This window comes from Magnetospirillum sp. SS-4, from assembly GCF_902729425.1.
GTDB lineage: Bacteria > Pseudomonadota > Alphaproteobacteria > Rhodospirillales > Magnetospirillaceae > Phaeospirillum.
This window is the reverse complement of the sequence record NZ_CACVCH010000050.1, coordinates 46,620-64,357: the sequence shown is the minus strand read 5'-3', so window position 1 is coordinate 64,357 and position 17,738 is coordinate 46,620. Positions and strand designations below refer to the sequence as shown.

Below are 17,738 nucleotides of genomic sequence, written 5' to 3'. Positions count from 1 at the left end.
CACAGATTACAAGGTCATCAAGCTAAACGCTTGCGCGTTGGGCTCGATGGTTGCCATCAACAAGCTTAATTGTTGCCGTCTTTCTTCTAAAATTAACAGTAAATGATGCTACGCGAAACCCCCACTCATCAAATGATATCCAGTTCTCTGGATTGACTGGACCGCTACATATTGAAACAAACTTAGCAAGGCTTTCTGAGCTTGCAGAAACACGTGCGACTGGCACAGGGGAGCCGTCTTTGAATTTCACAGTAACCTTGTAGTCACCACCCCCGTGAAATATACAAAAATACTCTTCAATATTAAAATCATCATTTTCTATGCTGCGATCCATAGCGGAGATCCCTGTCATTAACAGGCTGTTGAAGAAGTCGTTCAGCGACAGCAGCACCCGTCGCTGCCGCCCTGGCGTTCCAACTGGATTGGAGGGCACGGGACGGACCCGTATGAACAAAACACGCAGCAGTCGCCGGGTTTCGGGCGCAGCAGGGTGTGACACCCCTCGCACTCGTAGAAGAATTGGCAGGCGTCGGTCGGCATTTCCTCGACCTTGCGATGGCCGCAGTGCGGGCAGGTGATCTCGGAGCGAAGCTCGGGCTGCATGGTCATGGCGACACCACGAGCAGCTTGGGCAGCCGCACCAGATTGTAGGCGGCAGCGGTAAAGGCGAAGGCCCAGTCCACCTTGTCCAGACCGCGCAGCTTGGTCTTGCGCATCCCGGCCACCGTCTTGATCCAGCCGAAGGCTTCTTCGATGCGCTTGCGGATACGGATGGACGCGGCATAGCCTGGGTGTCGGGTGCCCATTACGGCCAGAGCAGCGTCGGAGCTGACCATAGATCGTACAATTTCCAAGACCCTCCTTTGGTCCGGACCTCTATCAATCAAATCCCCTAGGAAAATAACTTTTCGACTGTCGTGTCGATATCCCATCCCACATTTAATATATCCCAATTTCTCAAGCATTAGCTCAAGCTCAGCAGCATGGCCATGAACATCACCAATTATGTCATACATTATTATCCTCCAAAAAATGCAGCGTGCATACATCAACGGCAAAACTGTTGTCGCGGCTCGATATAAATGGCTTATCGCGATGAGGCAGGTTGCCTGAATTAGCCATCGCCAGCTTTGTCCACCGTCCTGCGCTTTTGTGGGTTTCGACGGATCACGGCGCGGCCCTTTCGGGGGTTGTCCCTTCCGGTGATGTCCCAGTAGGACAGCGGAGCGTGGTCGGTGGCGATGCCAAGGACGGCCTCGAAGGAGACATGGCGATAAAAGTGTCGGTTGTAGCGGAAGGCGAACTCGTTGAGGTATGTGTCGATGTGCTCGGGCCGGAACCCATGATAGGTGCCGAGGCCCCAGCGCTTCAGAAGGGCGAACACCCGATGAATCCACTTGAGCGGAATATGGGCCGCCATGTTGCCGACGACACGGGGATCGTGGCGGTAACCATCCACCCCCGGATAGGAGGCGTGGCCGTCTGTCACCAGGGTCGAACCGGGGGCGATGTTGGCCCGGATGAAGCTGTGGATGTGGACGGCCTCGTTGCTCGAAATAACCGCGAGGCGGCAGCGCCCCGACAGGGTGTCGAGGTATTTTGCGCCAAATGCCTTTGGTTCCTGCGCTTTTCCTGTGGTTCGGTCACGCACTTCGACAGCACCGATCACTATGATCTTGCCGGTTTTGAGCGGGGTGTCGGGATCGTCATTGGCACGGAACGGCATCTCGGTCTGATCGACCTCAACCACACCTTCCCGCAGATCGCGATTGGGATTGACCATCGCGCGCCGCAGCTTTTGCTCCAGCAGCCAAGCCGAACTGTAGGCGATGCCCATTTGCCCGGCCAGTTGCCGCGCCGACATTCCGTTCGAATGCGTGGCCATCAAGTGCGCAGCCCAGAACCAGACCCGCAGCGGCAGTTTGGTCCGGTGCATGATCGTGCCAGCGGTGGCCGACGTTTGGCGCCCACAGCTTCTACACTCATAGGTGTAGGCGCGACTCTTCAGAAGATCGCCGCTACGACCACCGCATTTCGGGCAGGAAAAACCATCCGGCCAGCGCCGGTCCAGCAGCAGCCGGATGCAGGCGTCCTCGTCCGGGAACCATGCCTGAAACTCAAGGAACGACAATTGCCTCACCATAGAGGCGAACGCTACCGCCCCGACGCAGCCATTTCAAGCGGTACCTGCCTCATCGCGATAAGCCATCGATATAAACCCAAAACACGTCGCCATCACATATGACCTGATGCGAATAGGAATTCAGATGTGCTAGGCGTTCTATAACATGCAAGTAAATGCGCTGCTTTTTAATGTTATCAGTTTTAAAGAAAAAATATGGTGCCCTAGTGCGCTTTAGCCACTTTAAAGCGATATCCGTGACTGTTCGGAATAGACGATTAGGGCTCCTGCAAATTCCTGTTGCTCCCACTGAAATGACTATGTCAGGCTCGCCGTAGTTCCATCCAATTTCATCTTCATTAAGAAGATTTACATTTTCATTGTAATCGCATAAATAAAATGCAACGCCACTTTCCATGCTTACTTCAAAAATATAGCGAATGCTATCTATCCAAAATTCTTCGCTGTATGCTGTGAAGCTGCCACGCATCCCGTTGGTCCCAAGCAGTTTCCTTGACGGGATACTACCTCAGCAATGGGACAGAATTGGACACACAGAGGAAATGGGCGGCCCTGAACACCGGCATTAGGGGCGCCTCGAAAAATCCCGTTCTCCGGCGATGATGGGGTAGAATCCGAGCAAATTCAATGGGCCAGGATAGCGACTATGGCCCAGATGGGTTTCTTCAATATCGAGTTACGGTACGCTGGTTGAACCGCCGAGAACAATCCCTTGGCGCAGATCAACGGGATAGTTTCCTGGGAGATTTTCCGGCCCCTGCTGGAAGAAGGTTTTGACAGAAGCCGCCGGAGGCGCGGAAGTCGATGCTGGGCGCAAGCCTTAGGATTCGGTGGTGATGTTCAAGGCCCGAGCGGCCAAACCAAGTGTAGGCGATGGACATCGACATCCCGATGGCCAGGGGGCTTCATCTACCTCGTCGCCGTAGTCGATTGGTACAGCCGCCGGGGGCTGGCCTGGCGGCTGTCCATCACCATGAGCGACGATTTCTGTCTGGAAGCGGTGGAAGTGGCGCTGGCCCGGCACGGCAAGCCGGAGATCTTCAACACCCACCAGGGCAGCCAGTTCACCTCGGGCGAGTTCGTCGGCCTGCGGCTCGCCAACCGCATTGATGTCGGCATTTCCTTCGTGTGCCTCCACCTCCATCTCATGAAAGTGTGACCAATTTTGCCACGGATGTAGGGTTAAATCGAAGCTGATGACCGCAATATATGATTGCAATGATGATCATTGCGACGCGGATACTGCTCCTCATGCAAGAAGCTTGGCGGGGTTAGATGTCAGGAGAGGTGGAGAATGGGACTTAGAGAAACAATCAAAGAGCGGATGGATGAAATTCAGTCCATGATCGAATCTAATCAAAGAGATGGCATCAATGAAAAAATATCAAGTGTCGCTAAGTTTTGGGGGGTGCTAGGCCGTAAACTCATAAACAGGCTTCCCTCTCGTGCCGTGTCGTGATTCAACGATTCCCTCAGGCATGGAGGCGATTGATGGCGCGGCGGCGGTACGAGTTGACGGATCACGAATGGTCGATCATCGAGCCCTTGCTCCCGAACAAGCCCCGTGGCGTTCCCCGTGTCGATGACCGTCGGGTCCTGAACGGCATCCTGTGGCGCTTCCGCACGGGTTCGCCCTGGGCGGAAGTCCCCGAGCGCTACGGCCCGCCGACTACCTGCTACAACCGGTTCGTCCGTTGGCGCAAGGCGGGCGTCTGGGATCGGCTCCTGGAGGAAATCTCCAAGGCTTACGATGGCGACATCATCATGATCGACTCGACCTGTGTCCGCGTTCACCAGCACGGGGCCACGGGAAAAAAGGGGCTCTCGATGATGGCGGCATGGGACGTTCCCGTGGGGGCCTCACCAGCAAAATCCACGCGCTCGTCGATGCGGAAGGCCGTCCCGTCACCCTGCGTCTGACCGCCGGGCAGGTCCACGACAGCGTCGAGGCCGAAGCCTTGCTGGATGGAGCCTTGGGCGACGGCACGACCCTGCTGGCCGACAAGGGCTATGACAGCAACGCCATTCGCGCCTTGGCCGAGACGAACAAAACCTGGGCCAACATCCCGGTCAGGTCGAACCGCAAGGGCACCTTCGCCTTTTCCGCCTGGGTCTATCGCCAGCGCAATCTGGTCGAACGGTTCTTCAACAAGATCAAACAGTTCCGGGGGATTGCCACCCGTTACGACAAAGACCCGCGAAACTTCCTCGCCGCCGTCAAGCTGGTCGCCCTGCGCATTTGGTGTGCCGCGTAATGAGTCTACGGCCTAAGTGAAGAGGATAGGGAGTATATTCAAGCTGTAAGAATTGCTATTGAAGAGGGGCTTGAATGGAAGCTGACCAAGGGAAGATAAAGTTACGTTCAGATGTCCAAAGAATAATTTCATCGATGATGATACTAGCCTAGGTCAAGCTAGACCGACCGATCAGGAATCCAAACCTGATCGGCCGCCCTTTGTAATTGCTATTTGGCAGAATTTCGATGCGCCCGTAAACAAGCCTGCCACTGACTGTAGTTGGCCAGGGCGGTTTTCATTCGCACGTGAACTGGGATTGATGACCAGTACGCGGCCAGCGCAGCCCGCGATGCGAACCAGGCATCGTCCTTTGGGCCGATTGGTTCAAACCAAACTCCCAGACGACCCAATGGCGGCCACTCGGGAATGACCTCAGCACCCTCTGCGGTCCGGCAGCCAAATTCCCCATCCCAAGGCCCCCATATTCGAACCTCACCATCATGGCGGGCTTCGATTAGGTAGCCATCCACATACCGCCAATCGGCGGGAAAGCAATGTGTCGTTGGGTTGGTGCTCTTATCCATGAGCATGACCATATCGTCTTAGGGAGTCAAAATCGGTCACCTTCCGTTCTCATTGATGTTGCTTGTTTGCAATGACCGGGTGAAAATGCATGACCAATTTGGTCGTGGGGCTGGGAATGCGATACGAGAAGGCAGACAATCTCCTGCAGTTGGCTCTGGAACTTCAGGCGGCCCGGAGTGGCCTTTCCTTGGCTGACATTGAGGAAAAGTTCGGAGTTGGCCGGCGGACAGCCATGCGCATGCGCGATGCCGCGATGAGAAACTTTCCTCAAATGGAGGAAGTGGATACGGGCGAGCGGACGAAGCGGTGGCGGCTTCCATCAGGAACCCTGGATCGCCTGGTTGCTTTCACCGCCGAGGAACTGGCTGCCATTGAGGGCGCAATCAACTTATTCGAACGGGACAACCGCGAGGACGAAGCCGCCGAACTGACGACCCTTGGAGCCAAATTGCGGGCCTTGCTCAAACCGGATGTGGCTCGAAAAGTTGAGCCTGACCTTGAAGCTTTGCTCGAGGCAGAAGGGCTCGCGATGCGGCCCGGCCCGCGCCCACGCATCGAAATTAGCGTGGTGGGAGATTTACGGCAAGCCATCAAAGCGTGTGTGAAGGTCAAACTTCAGTACCGAAACCGCAAGACCAAGAAGGTCAACGAGCGGTTGGTTCATCCCTACGGATTCCTCCACGGGCACCGGAACTATCTCGTCGCGTTCCATGAAAATCCAAAAGCCAACTTCGTGGTCTTGTTCGCTCTGCCGCATATCGAAAGCTTGGAAGTGACTGATGAGCCGTTCACTCGCCAGCCTGATTTTTCCCTCGACCAGTTTGCAGCCCGATCGTTTGGCCTCTTCCAAGGCGAATCATTCAAGACAGTTTGGAAGTTTGCTCCTGAAGCTGCCGATGATGCTGAGGAGTTCATCTTCCACCCATCCCAGCAGATTGAACGCCAACCGGACGGGTCCCTGCTGGTGACCCTTCATGCGGCTTCGGACTTGGAAATGGCATGGCACCTCTATGCTTGGGGCGACAAGGTGGAGGTGCTCGAACCCAAAGGCTTGGCGGAGATCGTTCACGGCCAAAGAATGTCCTGGGGCACGACGCCATAAGTGACCGAAATTGTCACCATTATCTTGCAGTCTACCCTGGTGATGAACACCTCGACCACACAGCATCCGACCGATGATGACGTGCACCGCGCAGCCGAAGAGCTAATCGGGCGGTATGGCCTTCAGGTCGCTATTGAAGATGCTTCCCGCCGGGCCGAAGCGTTTGCTCCAGATGGTCGATGGCCAGAGCATACTGCAGCGATGCGGGTTCTGACGGCGGTCGAGCGTCTTGCGGAGTGTGCCAAATGAACATTTTGACCCGGATCGGATTGTTCGCGCTCATTGCTATGACGCCCGTGCTGATGGACGACATCCACGACTTTCTTGCAGAGCAGGGTAAGCCGGTCGTTTCTGCTTCCCTCCAAGTCGCCATTTTCCAAGGACTGTGATCGTGGAACAGGGTGGCGGTCGAGCTTGGCAGAGAATGTTATCGGGGCGTCGCCTCGATATCTTGTATCCAAGCCCCCTGGACATTGAGATCGAGGACATCGCGCTGGGATTGTCACGGCTGGCCCGTTGGAATGGTCAGACCCATGGGGAGCACGGGTATTCAGTGGCCCAGCATTCCATCTTGGTGACGGAACTCGTCGCCACGGATCTGCCAACTGCGCCACCCCATTGCCTGCTTGCTGCCTTGCTTCATGACGGCCCCGAGTTCGTGACCTCTGATCTCGTAACCCCATTTAAGAGGGCTATAGGGCAAGGGTATGTCGAGCTTGAATCACGGATGGCGGCAGCCATCCACTCAGCGTTCGGCCTGCCGGCCACGATACCCCATGAATGGAGTGATGCTGTCGATCGCGCCGATCGTCTTGCTGCTTTCCTTGAGGCGATCCACGTGGCCGGTTTCGATGAGCTGGATGCGCGCCGGCTATTTGGATGGCGAAAGGCCATTCCTGATATTGAACTGGTGGCCTGGTCGTCAGCCATAGCACGGGACAAGTTTCTGTCGGTTTTCCATGACCTGAGGGCAGGTGGTCATCAGTGTCACAAGCGGTGGCGTTCAACCCGCAGGTCAGCTTCGGGGAGGTGATGATGGAGCCGTTCAAAGAATACCGTGTCAACGCCGGAGAAAAATTGGCGCCGATCCGTGGCCTACTTTTGCAGCGGCGCGCATAGGCGTGCGGGACAGGTTCATTGCTACCACCGGCTGCGGTGGTGATTGCCCCGATCCCGATCTCACAAATTTCTGGTTCTTCGACGCCTCAAATGGATTTGAAGAGATCCCTGAGTGGGGCGGCGAAGAACCGAAGATGTACCATCACAATCCCTATTTTTCCACCCTACCCAGCAGCAACAATCATCTAACTATGAATGAGCAGAATGCTAAATAACGATGTAATAATATAAATCATTCCGGTAAACGACTTTACTGCAGATGATCCTTCCTTTCCTCCTGAAACTGCCCATATCAAATAAAATGTACTTGCTAAAAATAATATACCCAGCAAGTTACGGGGAAGTGACAGTGGTTCTGTTTCAAGGATCTTCGCGCAAAGTATTAACGCCACATGAAGCCCTGCCAGCGCCGTCAGCCACTTTAAAGGGCTAAACGCCTCCTTTAGAGTTACCTTTTGCACGGCCATATCTACTTGGGAGGGAGTGACATCTCCATTCATATGGGCTTTGGATTGCGGAATTGATGCAGACGACTCGGCGGCCTGAATGGGAGTGCTTGGAGCCACAGAAATCCGGCCCTTCGCGGTATGGGGGGTGGGCCGTGGTTTCCGATCTCCAGACGAGGCTTGGCCCTTTACAAGTTTCACACTCACAATGGTGAACGCGCCAAAGAAGGTTCCAAATTTCTCTCTGGCCTCTTTGGACGAATTGGCCTCAACGATTCGAGTGTTAGTGCCGAACAGTCCCGATATAGCGTTGTGTGCCCGAGCGCCATTTTTGTCTAACAACCAGCCGCCACGCTCTTTTGCTTTGAATGTAATCTCGTATTTCTTCATTATTGCCACTCTTAAGGATTCCAACTACTTTATGACGAGGTCAATGAGATGTTGTTATCTAGGCGGCAAATTCAAAAAACAACCCCACCGTATATTATGATAATAGCTTCCGCGGCTGAATCAACCGCGATCACACCAACTTCATCAGCCTGCGATTTATGGTTCATGCAAAAATCCACTCTCCAACGAGGGCGAGGATGGAGACGGCGACGAGGATGAAGGTGAATAGAAGGATCACCCAAAGAATCTTACGTGCAAGAAACAAGGTGTATATTAGTAGGGTGTACAGGAATCCGCCCGAGGCAAGCGCTAGGATACCACGAAAACCGTCGGAGAGATTTCCGAGGCCTATATAGACGCGTTTTCCGACGATGTAAGGAAAGTTGATCGTCACGCTAAGTGACTTTATAAAATAGCTATAATAAATATTGAGGTAATCCATCGGAAAATTGAGTGAAACCCCGGCATTCATCTTCGCTACAGACCTCGATATCTCGACCATAACAGCGTCGAATGCTATTCCGGCGGCAACAAACACGACAACAATCAGACCGCCAAGGGCTTTAACGCCCTCCTGACCGACGGACAATCCGCTGAAGGAAAGGCTTCGATTGAAGAAAAATCTCATTAATTCCCTCCTCAGTGTGCCGGGGCAATTTCCCGAGCTGCGCTTAAGTTCGCTCGACAGGCGTCACTGTTCAAACAAACTACGCGCCCTTGGCGTATTGTTCAATATCCAGGGTAATGGGGCATACAGCTTCTCGATCTGGGATTTCCAAGGGTTGATCATGTGGTTCAAGGACGGATCCCTGATGGATACCCGTCAAAGGCCGTTTCATGAATTCTCAGCGGTCCCCATTACGCTCGAATTGGGAAAATCATGTCAAAAAGCTATCCGCATTGATTGGCCTGATCTCACTCGCCAGCCCGCAATCAGGTTGTCGTACACATTAATTGCTGAACCGAGGCGATGAGGCTTTCCTTCTTCTCGTTGGGCATCATCGTGATCAAGGCCACACGGGAATCCGCCGCAATGAATCTATTCTCGCCCATGGCTTCCAGCAGATACTGGCAATCGAGCATGACAGATACGGTCACCCTAGAAGATATACGTATCGCAATCACGTTGGCACAGAGAGACCGCTTGGTCGCGTTATTCCCGCAAAACGCGATCATGTAATCAGAGCAACACCGTATTGCTGCTGCTGAATTTGTTGTCCAGCCAGCCTCACCTTGGCATTCTGGTTGCTATGAGACGGCCGTGCGGCTGATACGACCGCACGCGGTGTAAGGCGATGTCCATGCACAGTTCCACCCGCTCCATGATTTCTCCCGCCATCGCAAGGGGTTTAAGGCCGCGTATGCACGACTGGCTCGGGGATCTAACCGTGATGCCCCCATGGCGCCGCCTACTGATCCCGCGCCGGGATGGTATGCTGATGCGCTCTGCCTCCAGCCGAATGCAGTGATCCGCGTCGCTTAATGGGGACTGGCTATGGCCGTTCCCTGGCAAGCAAGGACCTGCCGACCACATCGACCCGTTCGCTGGTGCGTGCCTATCAGGAGGAGGTGAGGCGCCAGGAAGTGCTGATCCGAAAGACCGAGATCGGCGAGCAACGGCTTTTGTTGCTGACGACCGCGCTGCGCCAATTGCTCGCGGACGAGCATTTTCGCACCCTGCTCCGGGCGGAGGGATTGGACGATCTGCCCAAGGTTCTGGCCAATCAGATTAGGCCTAGCCCATGACCTCCATCCATCTCGGTTTTGAGACCACAACGGTCACGTTGCCTCTGGAGTGGATTCTGCCCACCCGAATCGTCGCCAAGACTGTCCTCAAAACATCCAAGTACCGCAGCATCCTGGCCTCGGTACGCAAGGTCGGCGTTATCGAGCCGCTGGCGGTCTTTCCCGAGAAGGGGAGCGACGGTTCTCCCCATTATATTCTGTTGGACGGACATCTCCGTCTCCACGCCCTGAAGGAGATTGGGGCCACGTCAACAATCTGCCTGGTGTCCACCGACGACGAGGGGTTCACCTACAATCGGCGGGTCGCCAGAATGACGGCGGTCCAGGAGCACCGAATGATCCTCCGTGCCATCCAGAGGGGAGTCCCGGCCGAGGAGATTGCCGAGGGTATGGCGATGGACGTCAAGAGAATCCAGGAGCGCCAGCACATGCTGGACCGCATCGCACCGGAGGTGGCGGAGATGCTGAAGGATTGCATGGTCACACCGGCGATATTTCCGCTTCTGCGTAAAATGAAGCCGATGCGCCAGATCGAGGCGACAGAGATGATGATCCTGGCCAACCGGTTCACGGTGTCCTACGCCAAGGTGCTACTGGCGGCGACAAGACCGGAGTATCTGGTGGATTCGGACAAGCCCAAGAAGCTGGAGGGGGTATCAGCGGAAGACATCGCACGGATGGAACGGGAGATGGAGAGGCTGAGCCGGGATTACCGGGCGGTTGAAGGGAGCCTGGGCGACACCATGTTGGCTTTGGTTGTAACCAGGGGGTATGTCTCGAAGTTGTTTCGCAACGAGGCGATTTCTGATTTCCTGGATCGTCACCACCCCGAACTGGCATTCGAGATGCGCAGCATCATCGAAGCCGTCGGCGGTGACGCCCGGATGCTGGATCGATAAAGCAAGTTGATCAGGGGACCCGGACCCTTCAAGCGCGGGGACCACAGGGAGACGCCGTCGCGAGGGACGGATCAATCGTGGGGTGGGGACGGCAGCGACCCTGACCTGAGCCTACCACTGGCCTGCCTTATCGCAGGCCACAAACACGAAAAAAGCCGACCGGGGGGATTGCTCCCTCGGTCGGCTGAATCAGATAAATATGGTTGGCGGCTATCTACCGATGGGCGGTGCCTGGGCCAGCAGGGTGCGGGTTTGTTCGGAATCGGCCGATCCGCCGAACTCGAAATCGAAGGCGGTGGCGAATTTTCCCGCCAGCAAGGTGACGACGGAAATGATGCAGCCACCGACGGCGGTGTTGCCATCGACGTTGCCGAACACCATGAAGCCGATGCCGCCGACGATGCCGAGTCCGGCGGTGACCAGCAGGACGTTGGCGCGGGTGTTGCCGCGCCCGGCCTTGATGAAGTCGCTGTCCCTGGCACGGGCGTTCTGGCGGTCGGCCAGGGTGGCGGTCAGCGTGGTGATGGCCCCGGTCATCTGCTGCATACGTTCGGCATGGGCGAATCCTTGCGCCTGGGCGCGAAGCTGGAACACCAGATTGGGATCGGCCAGCATCTCGCGAGCCTTGTCGGGGTTGTCGGTACCGGTGATGGCGCGGACGGTGTCGGCCAGCTTGCCGACGGCCTTCTCGGCATCGTCACCGAACAGGCTGGCGATGTCGGGAGCGACATCCAACGCCACCTTGGCGAGACCGGCTACCGGATTGGCGGCGATGGCGGCGGCATCGCCGAGCAGATCAAGCAGATTCATGGGACACCTCCAGGGCGGTACAGGCGCGGGCGTAGTGGGCCTTGCGGTCTTTGAGTCCGGAGAGACCGCCGTTGATGCGCCGGGTGATGGTTTCGATGTTGCCGGCATCGGCTGGCCGGTTGAGGCCGTTTCGTTGCCAGAACCAGCCGGCGGAGCGGGCGGCGAGGCCGGGCTGCTCCAGCATCTCCGGGGCATGGACCAGCCCGAGCCTGAGCGCCTCGCCGCAAGCGGCATAATTGGCGCGGCCGGTGAGCTGGATCAGGCCGCGCCCGCGATAGCGCCAGCCGTCGCCGGAGTCCTCGTCGCCATTGCCCATGCGGTTGGCGTAAACCCGCGCGGCGATGCGCTCCGGCTGGCGGGCATAAGCCTCGGCCCCTTCTGCATCAAAATGGCGGGGGAAGACTCGCAGCAGGGCTTCGGCGGAGTAATTCAGGTTCTCGGCCAGGGCGCGGAACTGGCCGCTCTCGTGGGCGATCTGGGCCAGGAAGGCGGCCAGTCGTAGCGGCGTGTCGATGCCCCATTCGGCGCAGGCAGCGGCCAGCGGTGCCGCGAAACGGTCAAGATCGGTGGACCGCGCCCCGGTGAAGGTGGCACGCAAGACGTCTGTGGTCAGCATGGGATCAGTCCTTATCGGGGGGAGTGCAGCGGGCAACGAACCTGCTCAACGCCACTTCGAGGCCGCGCGGCCCCAGCCAGGCGCAGATGCCGACCACCGCATGGGTCTCCATCAGGCCGAGGGTGAAATGAGCGGCGACTCCGCCGCCCAGCACCGCCGAAAAGGCGGCGGTCGGGCATTCCCACAGCAGGTCGCGTGACCAGAACCGGCGCTGACCCAGGCGCACCAGCCGGTGGTGCCACAGGAAGCGGGCGAGCATGGCGGTGGGAATCAGCCCGGCCAGACCCGAGACCAGGGTCTTGACCTCGGGTGAAGGCTGCTGCTCGAGCATGGCGGAATCCTTATCAGTAGCGTGGCTCAATTGACGTGGACGCGGTCGTCTTCACAGATTCCCGAGATCTCGACCTGACGCGAGCGGGGCCGCAGCGAGCGGACCAGGACGCGCTGGGCCCAGGTGGTGCCGGGGCCGAGGGCGTAATAGGTGCGCTCGCGATCGCCGCCGGTGTCGGGGGCGAAGGGCAGCGGATCGAGGGCCCGGACCTGGAAGGGATCGCCGCCGGGGGAAGGTTCGATCTCCACCGGATCATCGAGCCGCCCGTCGCGACGGCGCAGCGCCATGAAGTGGGCGGCTCCCTCGCTCCAGCGCACCGGCTCCGACAGGGTGAGGAGTCCGGCGACCTCGTCCCAGTCCACCACCTCGCCGCCCAGGCCCCAGGCCGGCATGGGGTGAGAGACGGCCACCAATTCGCCATAGGACAGGATCATGCCGTCCAACTCGGTCTTCCAGGTGGGCAGACGGCGGCGATAGATGTTGCAGGCCACCAGGAAGCAGGCCTCGCGTCCGGCGTGGTCGCGGTTGGTGATCCCGAACATTTGGACACGGCCCGGCTTTTCCGGCGGGGCGTTGACCATCTCGGATGGGGTCAGCACCCGGATGGCGCCACCCCGCTGGGCGGCGGTGATTTCGGCGATCTTCCAGGTGATTTCATCGAAGAACTCCACCGTCACCGAATCGGCGGTGTCCTCGCCGGGCATGACGTATTCGATGGCGAAACTGCCCTTGACGATGTTGCGGCCGTTGAACAGGGCTGCCGGCAAGGTGCGGGGTTCGTCGCGGATATAGCGGACGATGCCGCCCTGCTGATAGGGGGCCGCCCGCCCTGTCCGCAGCACCTTGACCAAGGCCTCCCAGGCGGTGGTGGTGGTGTCGAACACCCCGCTGAAGCGGTCGCCACGGGCTTCCCAGACAAGGTGCAGTCGCCACAGCATGTCCAGATCCTGGCGGGTATCGGCCAGTTGGGCGCCGTTGGTCGCCCGCATGACATAGGCCGCCACCGGGGCGATGGCCTGGGTGGGAACCGGCTCGGACCAGCCGGTCTCCGGCGACCAGAGCGGCAGCTTGCGGGTGACGATGCCGTTGATCAGGCGGCTTGATCGCTGCGACAGATTGTCGGTCGCCCGCATCTTGATGGCCAGCAGGGTAACGTCGCCGTAATCGGGGGAACCGTCGAGATAGGACCGCATCTCGCCCCAACGAATCTCATGGGCGGTGCGGCCATCCTGGTCGCGGTCATTGGTGCGGCGAAGCCTGACCTCCCAGCGGGCCGAGACCAGCGGGTATTTATAGGACAGCCTGATCTGGGTGTTGGTGGCGGCGGTGTAGGTTTCGGTCGCCAGTAAGGTGAAGTCCCCCAGCGCCCCGCCGAGATCGTCGATCCGCCGCCCCCATACCTCCCAGGTCACCGTCTTAGGGTCGAGGGTGCCGGAATTGTTGGCGTAGTAGAGGCCGTTGGTGAACACCACGTCGATGCCGATGTGATGGGCGGTGGTGGCGGCGGGATTGGCGACGAAGGGGCCGACCCAGCCGGTCTCGCCATTGGTCAACTGGTTGGGGCCTTTCAGTTCCTGGCCCGCGACTTCCACCGCGGTGACCACCCAGGCATCCATCAGGGTGACGGCGGCACCGGGGGGAATGACCTGATATTGGACCTCCTCGAACGAGGCCAGCGGGGTGTCGTCGATCATCAGCGCATCGAGCCGGTATTGCCCCACTCCGATGCAGTGGAGCTGGAACAGGTATTGCTCCCCGGCCACGTATTCCTGATAGGGCGTGGCGGCGAGATCGAACACCACCTTGTGACGCCCGAAGATCTCGGGGATCGGCTGGCCCAGGCGGGCCTGATTACCCGAGGCGGTCAGGCTGTAGGTGGGGGACGGCGCCACCCCGCCACCGCCGCCCCAGTTGAGGGACGGCGTGGCGGGACTGGGGGCCGAGACCAGGGCGCCCACCGCCATCATGCCCACCGAGGCGATGGCCGCCGTCGAGATGGCGCCCACCGTGGCGATGCCGGCGGCGCTGGTGACGCCCAGGGAGGAGGCCAGCATCGGCCCGACATAGTACTGGCCCAGCACCATGGCCACGACCATCACCGCCACCATCAGCACGGTGGTCAGCGGGTTTTTGCCACCGCCGCCCCCACCACCGCCCAGCGGCTGAGCGACGAAGGCGACGATGTCGTCATGGTCGATGACGGTCCCGGCCCAATGGCGCCTCAGCAGCGGGCGGCCATTCCTCAGGCAGATGGTGGGGACCGGGAATTCGTCGATGCTGCGGCCATCCAGGAAGGCGCGGACGGTAACGGGCCGCTCCACCTCCACCACCTGCATGGAGCGCAGCGGATTGAAGGCATCCGCCACCAGGGTGACGCGCGCCCTCATGATGCGGTCCCCCGGTGACGGTAGATTCCGTCGATCCGCCAGCCATTGGCCGCCAGATCGCGCCGGGACTGGCACACCACCCCCGATCCGGCGGCACAGTGCAGGACCCTGCCGCCATCCACCTCCAGCCATACCCCGACATGGATGGGATAGCGGGCGGTGCGCATCATCACCCCGTCGCCCTCCCGATAGGCGGTCACCGGCTGCCAGTGAGATCGCTCGCCGTGATCGCGGAACAGCCGCGCCAGCACCAGCAGGTCGTCGGCATAGGGCACCATTGGGGTCTCGACCCCGAAATGGATCTTCTGGACGTGGCGGAAGAAGCTCCAGCAGTTCCAGGCATCCGGCCCCTGGCCGTGCTTCGACCACGGCTGGCCGATATAGGGCGTGGCCCAGTGGGCGGAAATCGCCTGGAATGGCTTGCTTACCACGGTGAGAACTCCGATATTCTTACTGGTAAGGAATTTGGAAAGGTCATTCCCGATGGAACTGGCGAGGATTACGTCGAAGGGGCAAATGACGATCCCCAAGCGGGTGCGCGAAGCCGCTCATCTGGCAGCCGGGGACACGGTCACCTTCGTGGTCGATGATGATCAGGTTCTGATCCGCAAGGTCGCGCCGGGCGGCGATGAGTACCTCCGCGCCATCCAGGGCACGCTCGGCGAGTGGAACAGCCCCGAGGACGAGGAGGCCTGGCGTGGGCTTTGAGCCGTTCGACGTGGTGGTGGTGCCGTTTCCCTTCACCGACAAGGTTGGAGCCAAGCGGCGTCCCGCCCTGGTGGTTTCGACCTCAGCCTTCAACGACCGGCATGATCAGGTCGTGCTTGCCATGATCACCACCGCCAAGCAAAGCGACTGGCCGAGCGATGTTCACATCCATGATTGGGACAAGGCCGGCCTGACCGCGCCCTGCCTAGTGCGGTTCAAGCTGTTCACCCTGGATCGGGATCTGATTCTGAGAAGGACGGGAACCTTGGCCGACAAGGACCGGGCTGCGGTAGGGGCGGCCCTGTCCGACTGTCTGGCGACCGGCTAACCGCCCAGCCCCGGAAAGCAGCGCTGGGTATAGGTGCGCCAGGGGAAGGCCTTGTTGCCGATCTGGGACATCTGGGCGCGGGCGGTGATCTGGGTGGCGGTGCAGTTGACGTGGACCAGGGTCATGGTCAGGGGCGGGTCCATCTGGGGACCGTCGAGATCGATGTCGAGATAGGGACGGTAGGTGACCTCGATGCGGACCAGGGAGGTGGCGGCGGCCTCCAGCGGCTCCATCAGTTCGCGGCCGACATTGTCCATGGTGACGGTGAGTTCGGGCACCGGGGCGGAACTGACCTCGGGCAGTTGGAAATCGAAGGCCAGCGCAATGAAGGCCACCATCTGGCCGGCATTGACCGGGGCATCGGATTCAAGGCGGGCCACCAGCCCGACCCGGCTGCGAGCCTCCTCCGTCATGGAATCCAGCACGGCCGCCACCTCGGCTCCGCCGCGTTCGCGCCAGGTGACCTCATCCTCGTAGTTGCGCACCACCCGGACGGCGGTCGGATTGCCGTGGTCATCCATGAAGGCGGGATGGCGCAGTTCCATGGTGTGGAGCGGAATGGCGTTGGAGGGGCACGAGGCATAGGCCTCGCGGATCGCCTCTTCGAGAGCGGGATCGGGCATGATTACCGGAGAGGCTCGATGTCGGTGATGGCCATGCCGGTCAGATGGGCCATGGCGCCCGACAGGATCGCCGCGTGGAAGGTAAAGCTGTTGCGGCAGGTGGCGTCCCAATCGTCACCCTCGGCATACATGCAGGCCCCCTGGCACAGGTGGACCACCGGGCATTCCATGCATCCGGGCCGGTGGCTGAAATGCGTGGCGGTGTCGAGACGAACATTGTCCATGGCGGAGACGTGGCCGATCCGCATTTCCGGCTCCGGGGTGTTCTGGCAGGTCAGCACGTTACCCTTCAAATCCACCGCGATCTGATGATGCCGGTCCATGCCGCACCTTTGGCCCACCGAGGACAACGGTCGCCGACTGGCCAGCGACAGGCGGAAATCCCGGACCTTCTGGGCGATGGTGATGTTGCGCAAAGCTTCGCCGCTGATCATCTCGTCCAGCAGCGACAGGCGGATGGCCTCGTGGTCCAAATCCGTCAAGGGAGAGGTCTGGCCACCATCGACCTGCACCAGTCCCTCGGTCGAGAGGGCAATCTCCTCCACGCCCAGGGCCTCTTCCAGGTGACGGCGGATGCCCCCCAGGCGGTGATTCCCCGGCGTCAGGACGCAGTTGAAATTGACGTGCTGGGGATGCTCGGCCACCAGCCAGCGGATGGCTTCCAGCGCCGTCGGTATTTCCAGCGGATCGCGGCCGCGCACAACCTTCTGCCCCGGTCCATCATGGGAGATGGCCAGATGCAGCCCCATCTGCCGCGCCCAGCGGGCGATCTCCAGGGTCAGCAAGGTGCCGTTGGTGATGACCAGCATGTTGGCCTTGGGGTGGCGGGCCCGCAGCCCGGTCACCAGCGCCCGCAGCTTGCCCCAGTGCAGCAACGGCTCGCCGCCCCAGATCTCGATGCGCAGGTTTTCATCCCTGTCCGGCCGCCACCAGGTGTCAAGCCCGGCCAGGAACGCCTCGGCGTCGATTGTGCTGGTCTTCTCCTCCCGGTGCGTCACCTGGAGGCAATAGGAGCAGGCCATGTTGCAGGCCAAGCCCATCTGGATCTTGAGGCGCTTGAACGGACCAGCCTTGTACCCGGGCGTGGCCGGAGAGACCAGAACGGACGGAGGTACGGCACAATCCGTCTCGACCTCGGCGAAGGGCTGGCCATCAATGGTGAGGCCCGACGTCGCGGTGTCGTAGATGGCCGTCTTCGACGCGCCGTCCGGCCCCATCAGATGCAGGCGGAAAAGCATGGCGGCCTCTCGGTAATAGAAACAAGGGAG

At 59.5% G+C, this 17,738-nt stretch carries 22 protein-coding genes and 4 pseudogenes; 10 read left to right on the top strand and 16 right to left on the bottom strand.

Translation table 11 applies throughout. The features are described 5' to 3' along the window. Positions 1–22 precede the first annotated feature (22 nt). The 6 genes and pseudogenes from MTBSS4_RS07965 to MTBSS4_RS07945 form a co-directional block, all read right to left on the bottom strand. On the bottom strand, positions 23–391 hold the full coding sequence (locus MTBSS4_RS07965; protein ID WP_173982866.1) for a hypothetical protein: 369 nt from the start codon (positions 389–391) through the stop codon (positions 23–25). Then, a complete protein-coding gene (locus MTBSS4_RS22715; RefSeq protein WP_305792025.1) occupies positions 376–603 on the bottom strand; it encodes a GDCCVxC domain-containing (seleno)protein in 228 nt (75 codons plus the stop codon). Before MTBSS4_RS22715 ends, MTBSS4_RS07965 begins: the two co-directional genes overlap by 16 nt. A gap of 2 nt (positions 604–605) precedes the next feature. Next, a pseudogene (locus MTBSS4_RS22315) lies at positions 606–800 on the bottom strand (transposase); the annotation flags it as partial. Positions 801–818: 18 nt separating this feature from the next. Next, positions 819–1,016, bottom strand: a pseudogene (locus MTBSS4_RS22765) (metallophosphoesterase); the annotation flags it as partial. Between the two features lie 224 nt (positions 1,017–1,240). Beyond that, positions 1,241–2,131, bottom strand: a pseudogene (locus tag MTBSS4_RS07950) (IS1595 family transposase); the annotation flags it as partial. Between the two features lie 61 nt (positions 2,132–2,192). Continuing rightward, positions 2,193–2,612 carry a hypothetical protein gene (locus MTBSS4_RS07945; RefSeq protein WP_173982865.1) on the bottom strand — a complete coding sequence of 140 codons (420 nt, stop codon included), beginning with the start codon at positions 2,610–2,612 and terminating at the stop codon, positions 2,193–2,195. Between the two features lie 383 nt (positions 2,613–2,995). On the opposite strand from MTBSS4_RS07945, the pseudogene MTBSS4_RS07940 reads away from it, so the two are divergent. The 6 genes and pseudogenes from MTBSS4_RS07940 to MTBSS4_RS07915 all read left to right on the top strand — a co-directional run. After that, positions 2,996–3,224 (top strand): annotated as a pseudogene (locus MTBSS4_RS07940) (DDE-type integrase/transposase/recombinase); the annotation flags it as partial. Between the two features lie 410 nt (positions 3,225–3,634). Next, positions 3,635–4,398 (top strand): IS5 family transposase gene (locus MTBSS4_RS07935; protein WP_173982864.1). Its coding sequence is split into 2 segments (ribosomal slippage): positions 3,635–3,965 and positions 3,965–4,398, totalling 765 coding nucleotides; the frame shifts between segments, so codons are not numbered across the junction. Between the two features lie 655 nt (positions 4,399–5,053). Further along, on the top strand, positions 5,054–6,067 hold the full coding sequence (locus MTBSS4_RS07930; protein WP_254432444.1) for a YafY family protein: 1,014 nt from the start codon (positions 5,054–5,056) through the stop codon (positions 6,065–6,067). Further along, complete coding sequence (locus MTBSS4_RS07925) at positions 6,068–6,316, top strand: hypothetical protein (protein WP_173982863.1); 249 nt, start codon at positions 6,068–6,070, stop codon at positions 6,314–6,316. It begins immediately after the preceding gene. After that, positions 6,313–6,456 carry a hypothetical protein gene (locus tag MTBSS4_RS07920; protein WP_173982862.1) on the top strand — a complete coding sequence of 48 codons (144 nt, stop codon included), beginning with the start codon at positions 6,313–6,315 and terminating at the stop codon, positions 6,454–6,456. Before MTBSS4_RS07925 ends, MTBSS4_RS07920 begins: the two co-directional genes overlap by 4 nt. 2 nt (positions 6,457–6,458) lie before the next feature. Further along, the gene (locus tag MTBSS4_RS07915; RefSeq protein ID WP_254432443.1) at positions 6,459–7,100 is read left to right on the top strand and encodes an HD family hydrolase; all 642 of its coding nucleotides are present in this window, start codon (positions 6,459–6,461) and stop codon (positions 7,098–7,100) included. Positions 7,101–7,371: 271 nt separating this feature from the next. On the opposite strand, the gene MTBSS4_RS07910 is transcribed toward MTBSS4_RS07915, so the two are convergent. From MTBSS4_RS07910 to MTBSS4_RS07900, 3 genes are all read right to left on the bottom strand, one after another. After that, complete coding sequence (locus MTBSS4_RS07910) at positions 7,372–8,022, bottom strand: hypothetical protein (protein WP_173982861.1); 651 nt, start codon at positions 8,020–8,022, stop codon at positions 7,372–7,374. A gap of 163 nt (positions 8,023–8,185) precedes the next feature. Next, positions 8,186–8,650 (bottom strand): hypothetical protein, encoded by a 465-nt coding sequence (locus MTBSS4_RS07905; RefSeq protein ID WP_173982860.1) that lies wholly within the window; start codon positions 8,648–8,650, stop codon positions 8,186–8,188. A 305-nt stretch (positions 8,651–8,955) separates the two neighbouring features. Further along, positions 8,956–9,105 (bottom strand): hypothetical protein, encoded by a 150-nt coding sequence (locus tag MTBSS4_RS07900; protein WP_173982859.1) that lies wholly within the window; start codon positions 9,103–9,105, stop codon positions 8,956–8,958. Between the two features lie 399 nt (positions 9,106–9,504). On the opposite strand from MTBSS4_RS07900, the gene MTBSS4_RS07895 reads away from it, so the two are divergent. Continuing rightward, complete coding sequence (locus MTBSS4_RS07895; RefSeq protein WP_173982858.1) at positions 9,505–9,768, top strand: hypothetical protein; 264 nt, start codon at positions 9,505–9,507, stop codon at positions 9,766–9,768. Continuing rightward, a complete protein-coding gene (locus tag MTBSS4_RS07890; RefSeq protein WP_173982857.1) occupies positions 9,765–10,667 on the top strand; it encodes a plasmid partitioning protein RepB C-terminal domain-containing protein in 903 nt (300 codons plus the stop codon). The genes MTBSS4_RS07895 and MTBSS4_RS07890 overlap by 4 nt, the downstream gene beginning before the upstream one ends. A gap of 210 nt (positions 10,668–10,877) precedes the next feature. Here the strand turns inward: MTBSS4_RS07890 and MTBSS4_RS07885 are convergent, their stop codons facing one another. From MTBSS4_RS07885 to MTBSS4_RS07865, 5 genes are read right to left on the bottom strand one after another with little or no spacing between them, the layout of a single operon-like run. Further along, entirely contained in the window at positions 10,878–11,477 is a 600-nt protein-coding gene (locus MTBSS4_RS07885; protein ID WP_173982856.1) for a hypothetical protein, read from the bottom strand. Further along, positions 11,464–12,093, bottom strand: coding sequence for a glycoside hydrolase family 19 protein (locus MTBSS4_RS07880; protein ID WP_173982855.1), 630 nt, complete (start codon positions 12,091–12,093; stop codon positions 11,464–11,466). The genes MTBSS4_RS07885 and MTBSS4_RS07880 overlap by 14 nt, the downstream gene beginning before the upstream one ends. A gap of 4 nt (positions 12,094–12,097) precedes the next feature. Beyond that, positions 12,098–12,424 carry a phage holin family protein gene (locus MTBSS4_RS07875; protein WP_173982854.1) on the bottom strand — a complete coding sequence of 109 codons (327 nt, stop codon included), beginning with the start codon at positions 12,422–12,424 and terminating at the stop codon, positions 12,098–12,100. A gap of 26 nt (positions 12,425–12,450) precedes the next feature. Then, positions 12,451–14,811: a host specificity factor TipJ family phage tail protein gene (locus MTBSS4_RS07870; protein WP_173982853.1), complete on the bottom strand. Its 2,361-nt coding sequence runs from the start codon at positions 14,809–14,811 to the stop codon at positions 12,451–12,453. After that, the gene (locus tag MTBSS4_RS07865; protein ID WP_254432442.1) at positions 14,808–15,242 is read right to left on the bottom strand and encodes an NlpC/P60 family protein; all 435 of its coding nucleotides are present in this window, start codon (positions 15,240–15,242) and stop codon (positions 14,808–14,810) included. Before MTBSS4_RS07865 ends, MTBSS4_RS07870 begins: the two co-directional genes overlap by 4 nt. Before the next feature lie 52 nt (positions 15,243–15,294). Here MTBSS4_RS07865 and MTBSS4_RS07860 point away from each other — a divergent pair, with 52 nt between their 5' ends. Both MTBSS4_RS07860 and MTBSS4_RS07855 read left to right on the top strand, forming a co-directional pair. Continuing rightward, positions 15,295–15,519 carry an AbrB/MazE/SpoVT family DNA-binding domain-containing protein gene (locus MTBSS4_RS07860; RefSeq protein WP_096700645.1) on the top strand — a complete coding sequence of 75 codons (225 nt, stop codon included), beginning with the start codon at positions 15,295–15,297 and terminating at the stop codon, positions 15,517–15,519. Beyond that, on the top strand, positions 15,509–15,847 hold the full coding sequence (locus MTBSS4_RS07855; RefSeq protein ID WP_173982852.1) for a type II toxin-antitoxin system PemK/MazF family toxin: 339 nt from the start codon (positions 15,509–15,511) through the stop codon (positions 15,845–15,847). The genes MTBSS4_RS07860 and MTBSS4_RS07855 overlap by 11 nt, the downstream gene beginning before the upstream one ends. Here MTBSS4_RS07855 and MTBSS4_RS07850 read toward each other — a convergent pair. Continuing rightward, on the bottom strand, positions 15,844–16,470 hold the full coding sequence (locus tag MTBSS4_RS07850) for a DUF1833 family protein (RefSeq protein ID WP_173982851.1): 627 nt from the start codon (positions 16,468–16,470) through the stop codon (positions 15,844–15,846). The genes MTBSS4_RS07855 and MTBSS4_RS07850 overlap by 4 nt on opposite strands. 2 nt (positions 16,471–16,472) lie before the next feature. Next, a complete protein-coding gene (locus MTBSS4_RS07845; RefSeq protein WP_173982850.1) occupies positions 16,473–17,708 on the bottom strand; it encodes a radical SAM protein in 1,236 nt (411 codons plus the stop codon). Between the last annotated feature and the right edge of the window lie 30 nt (positions 17,709–17,738).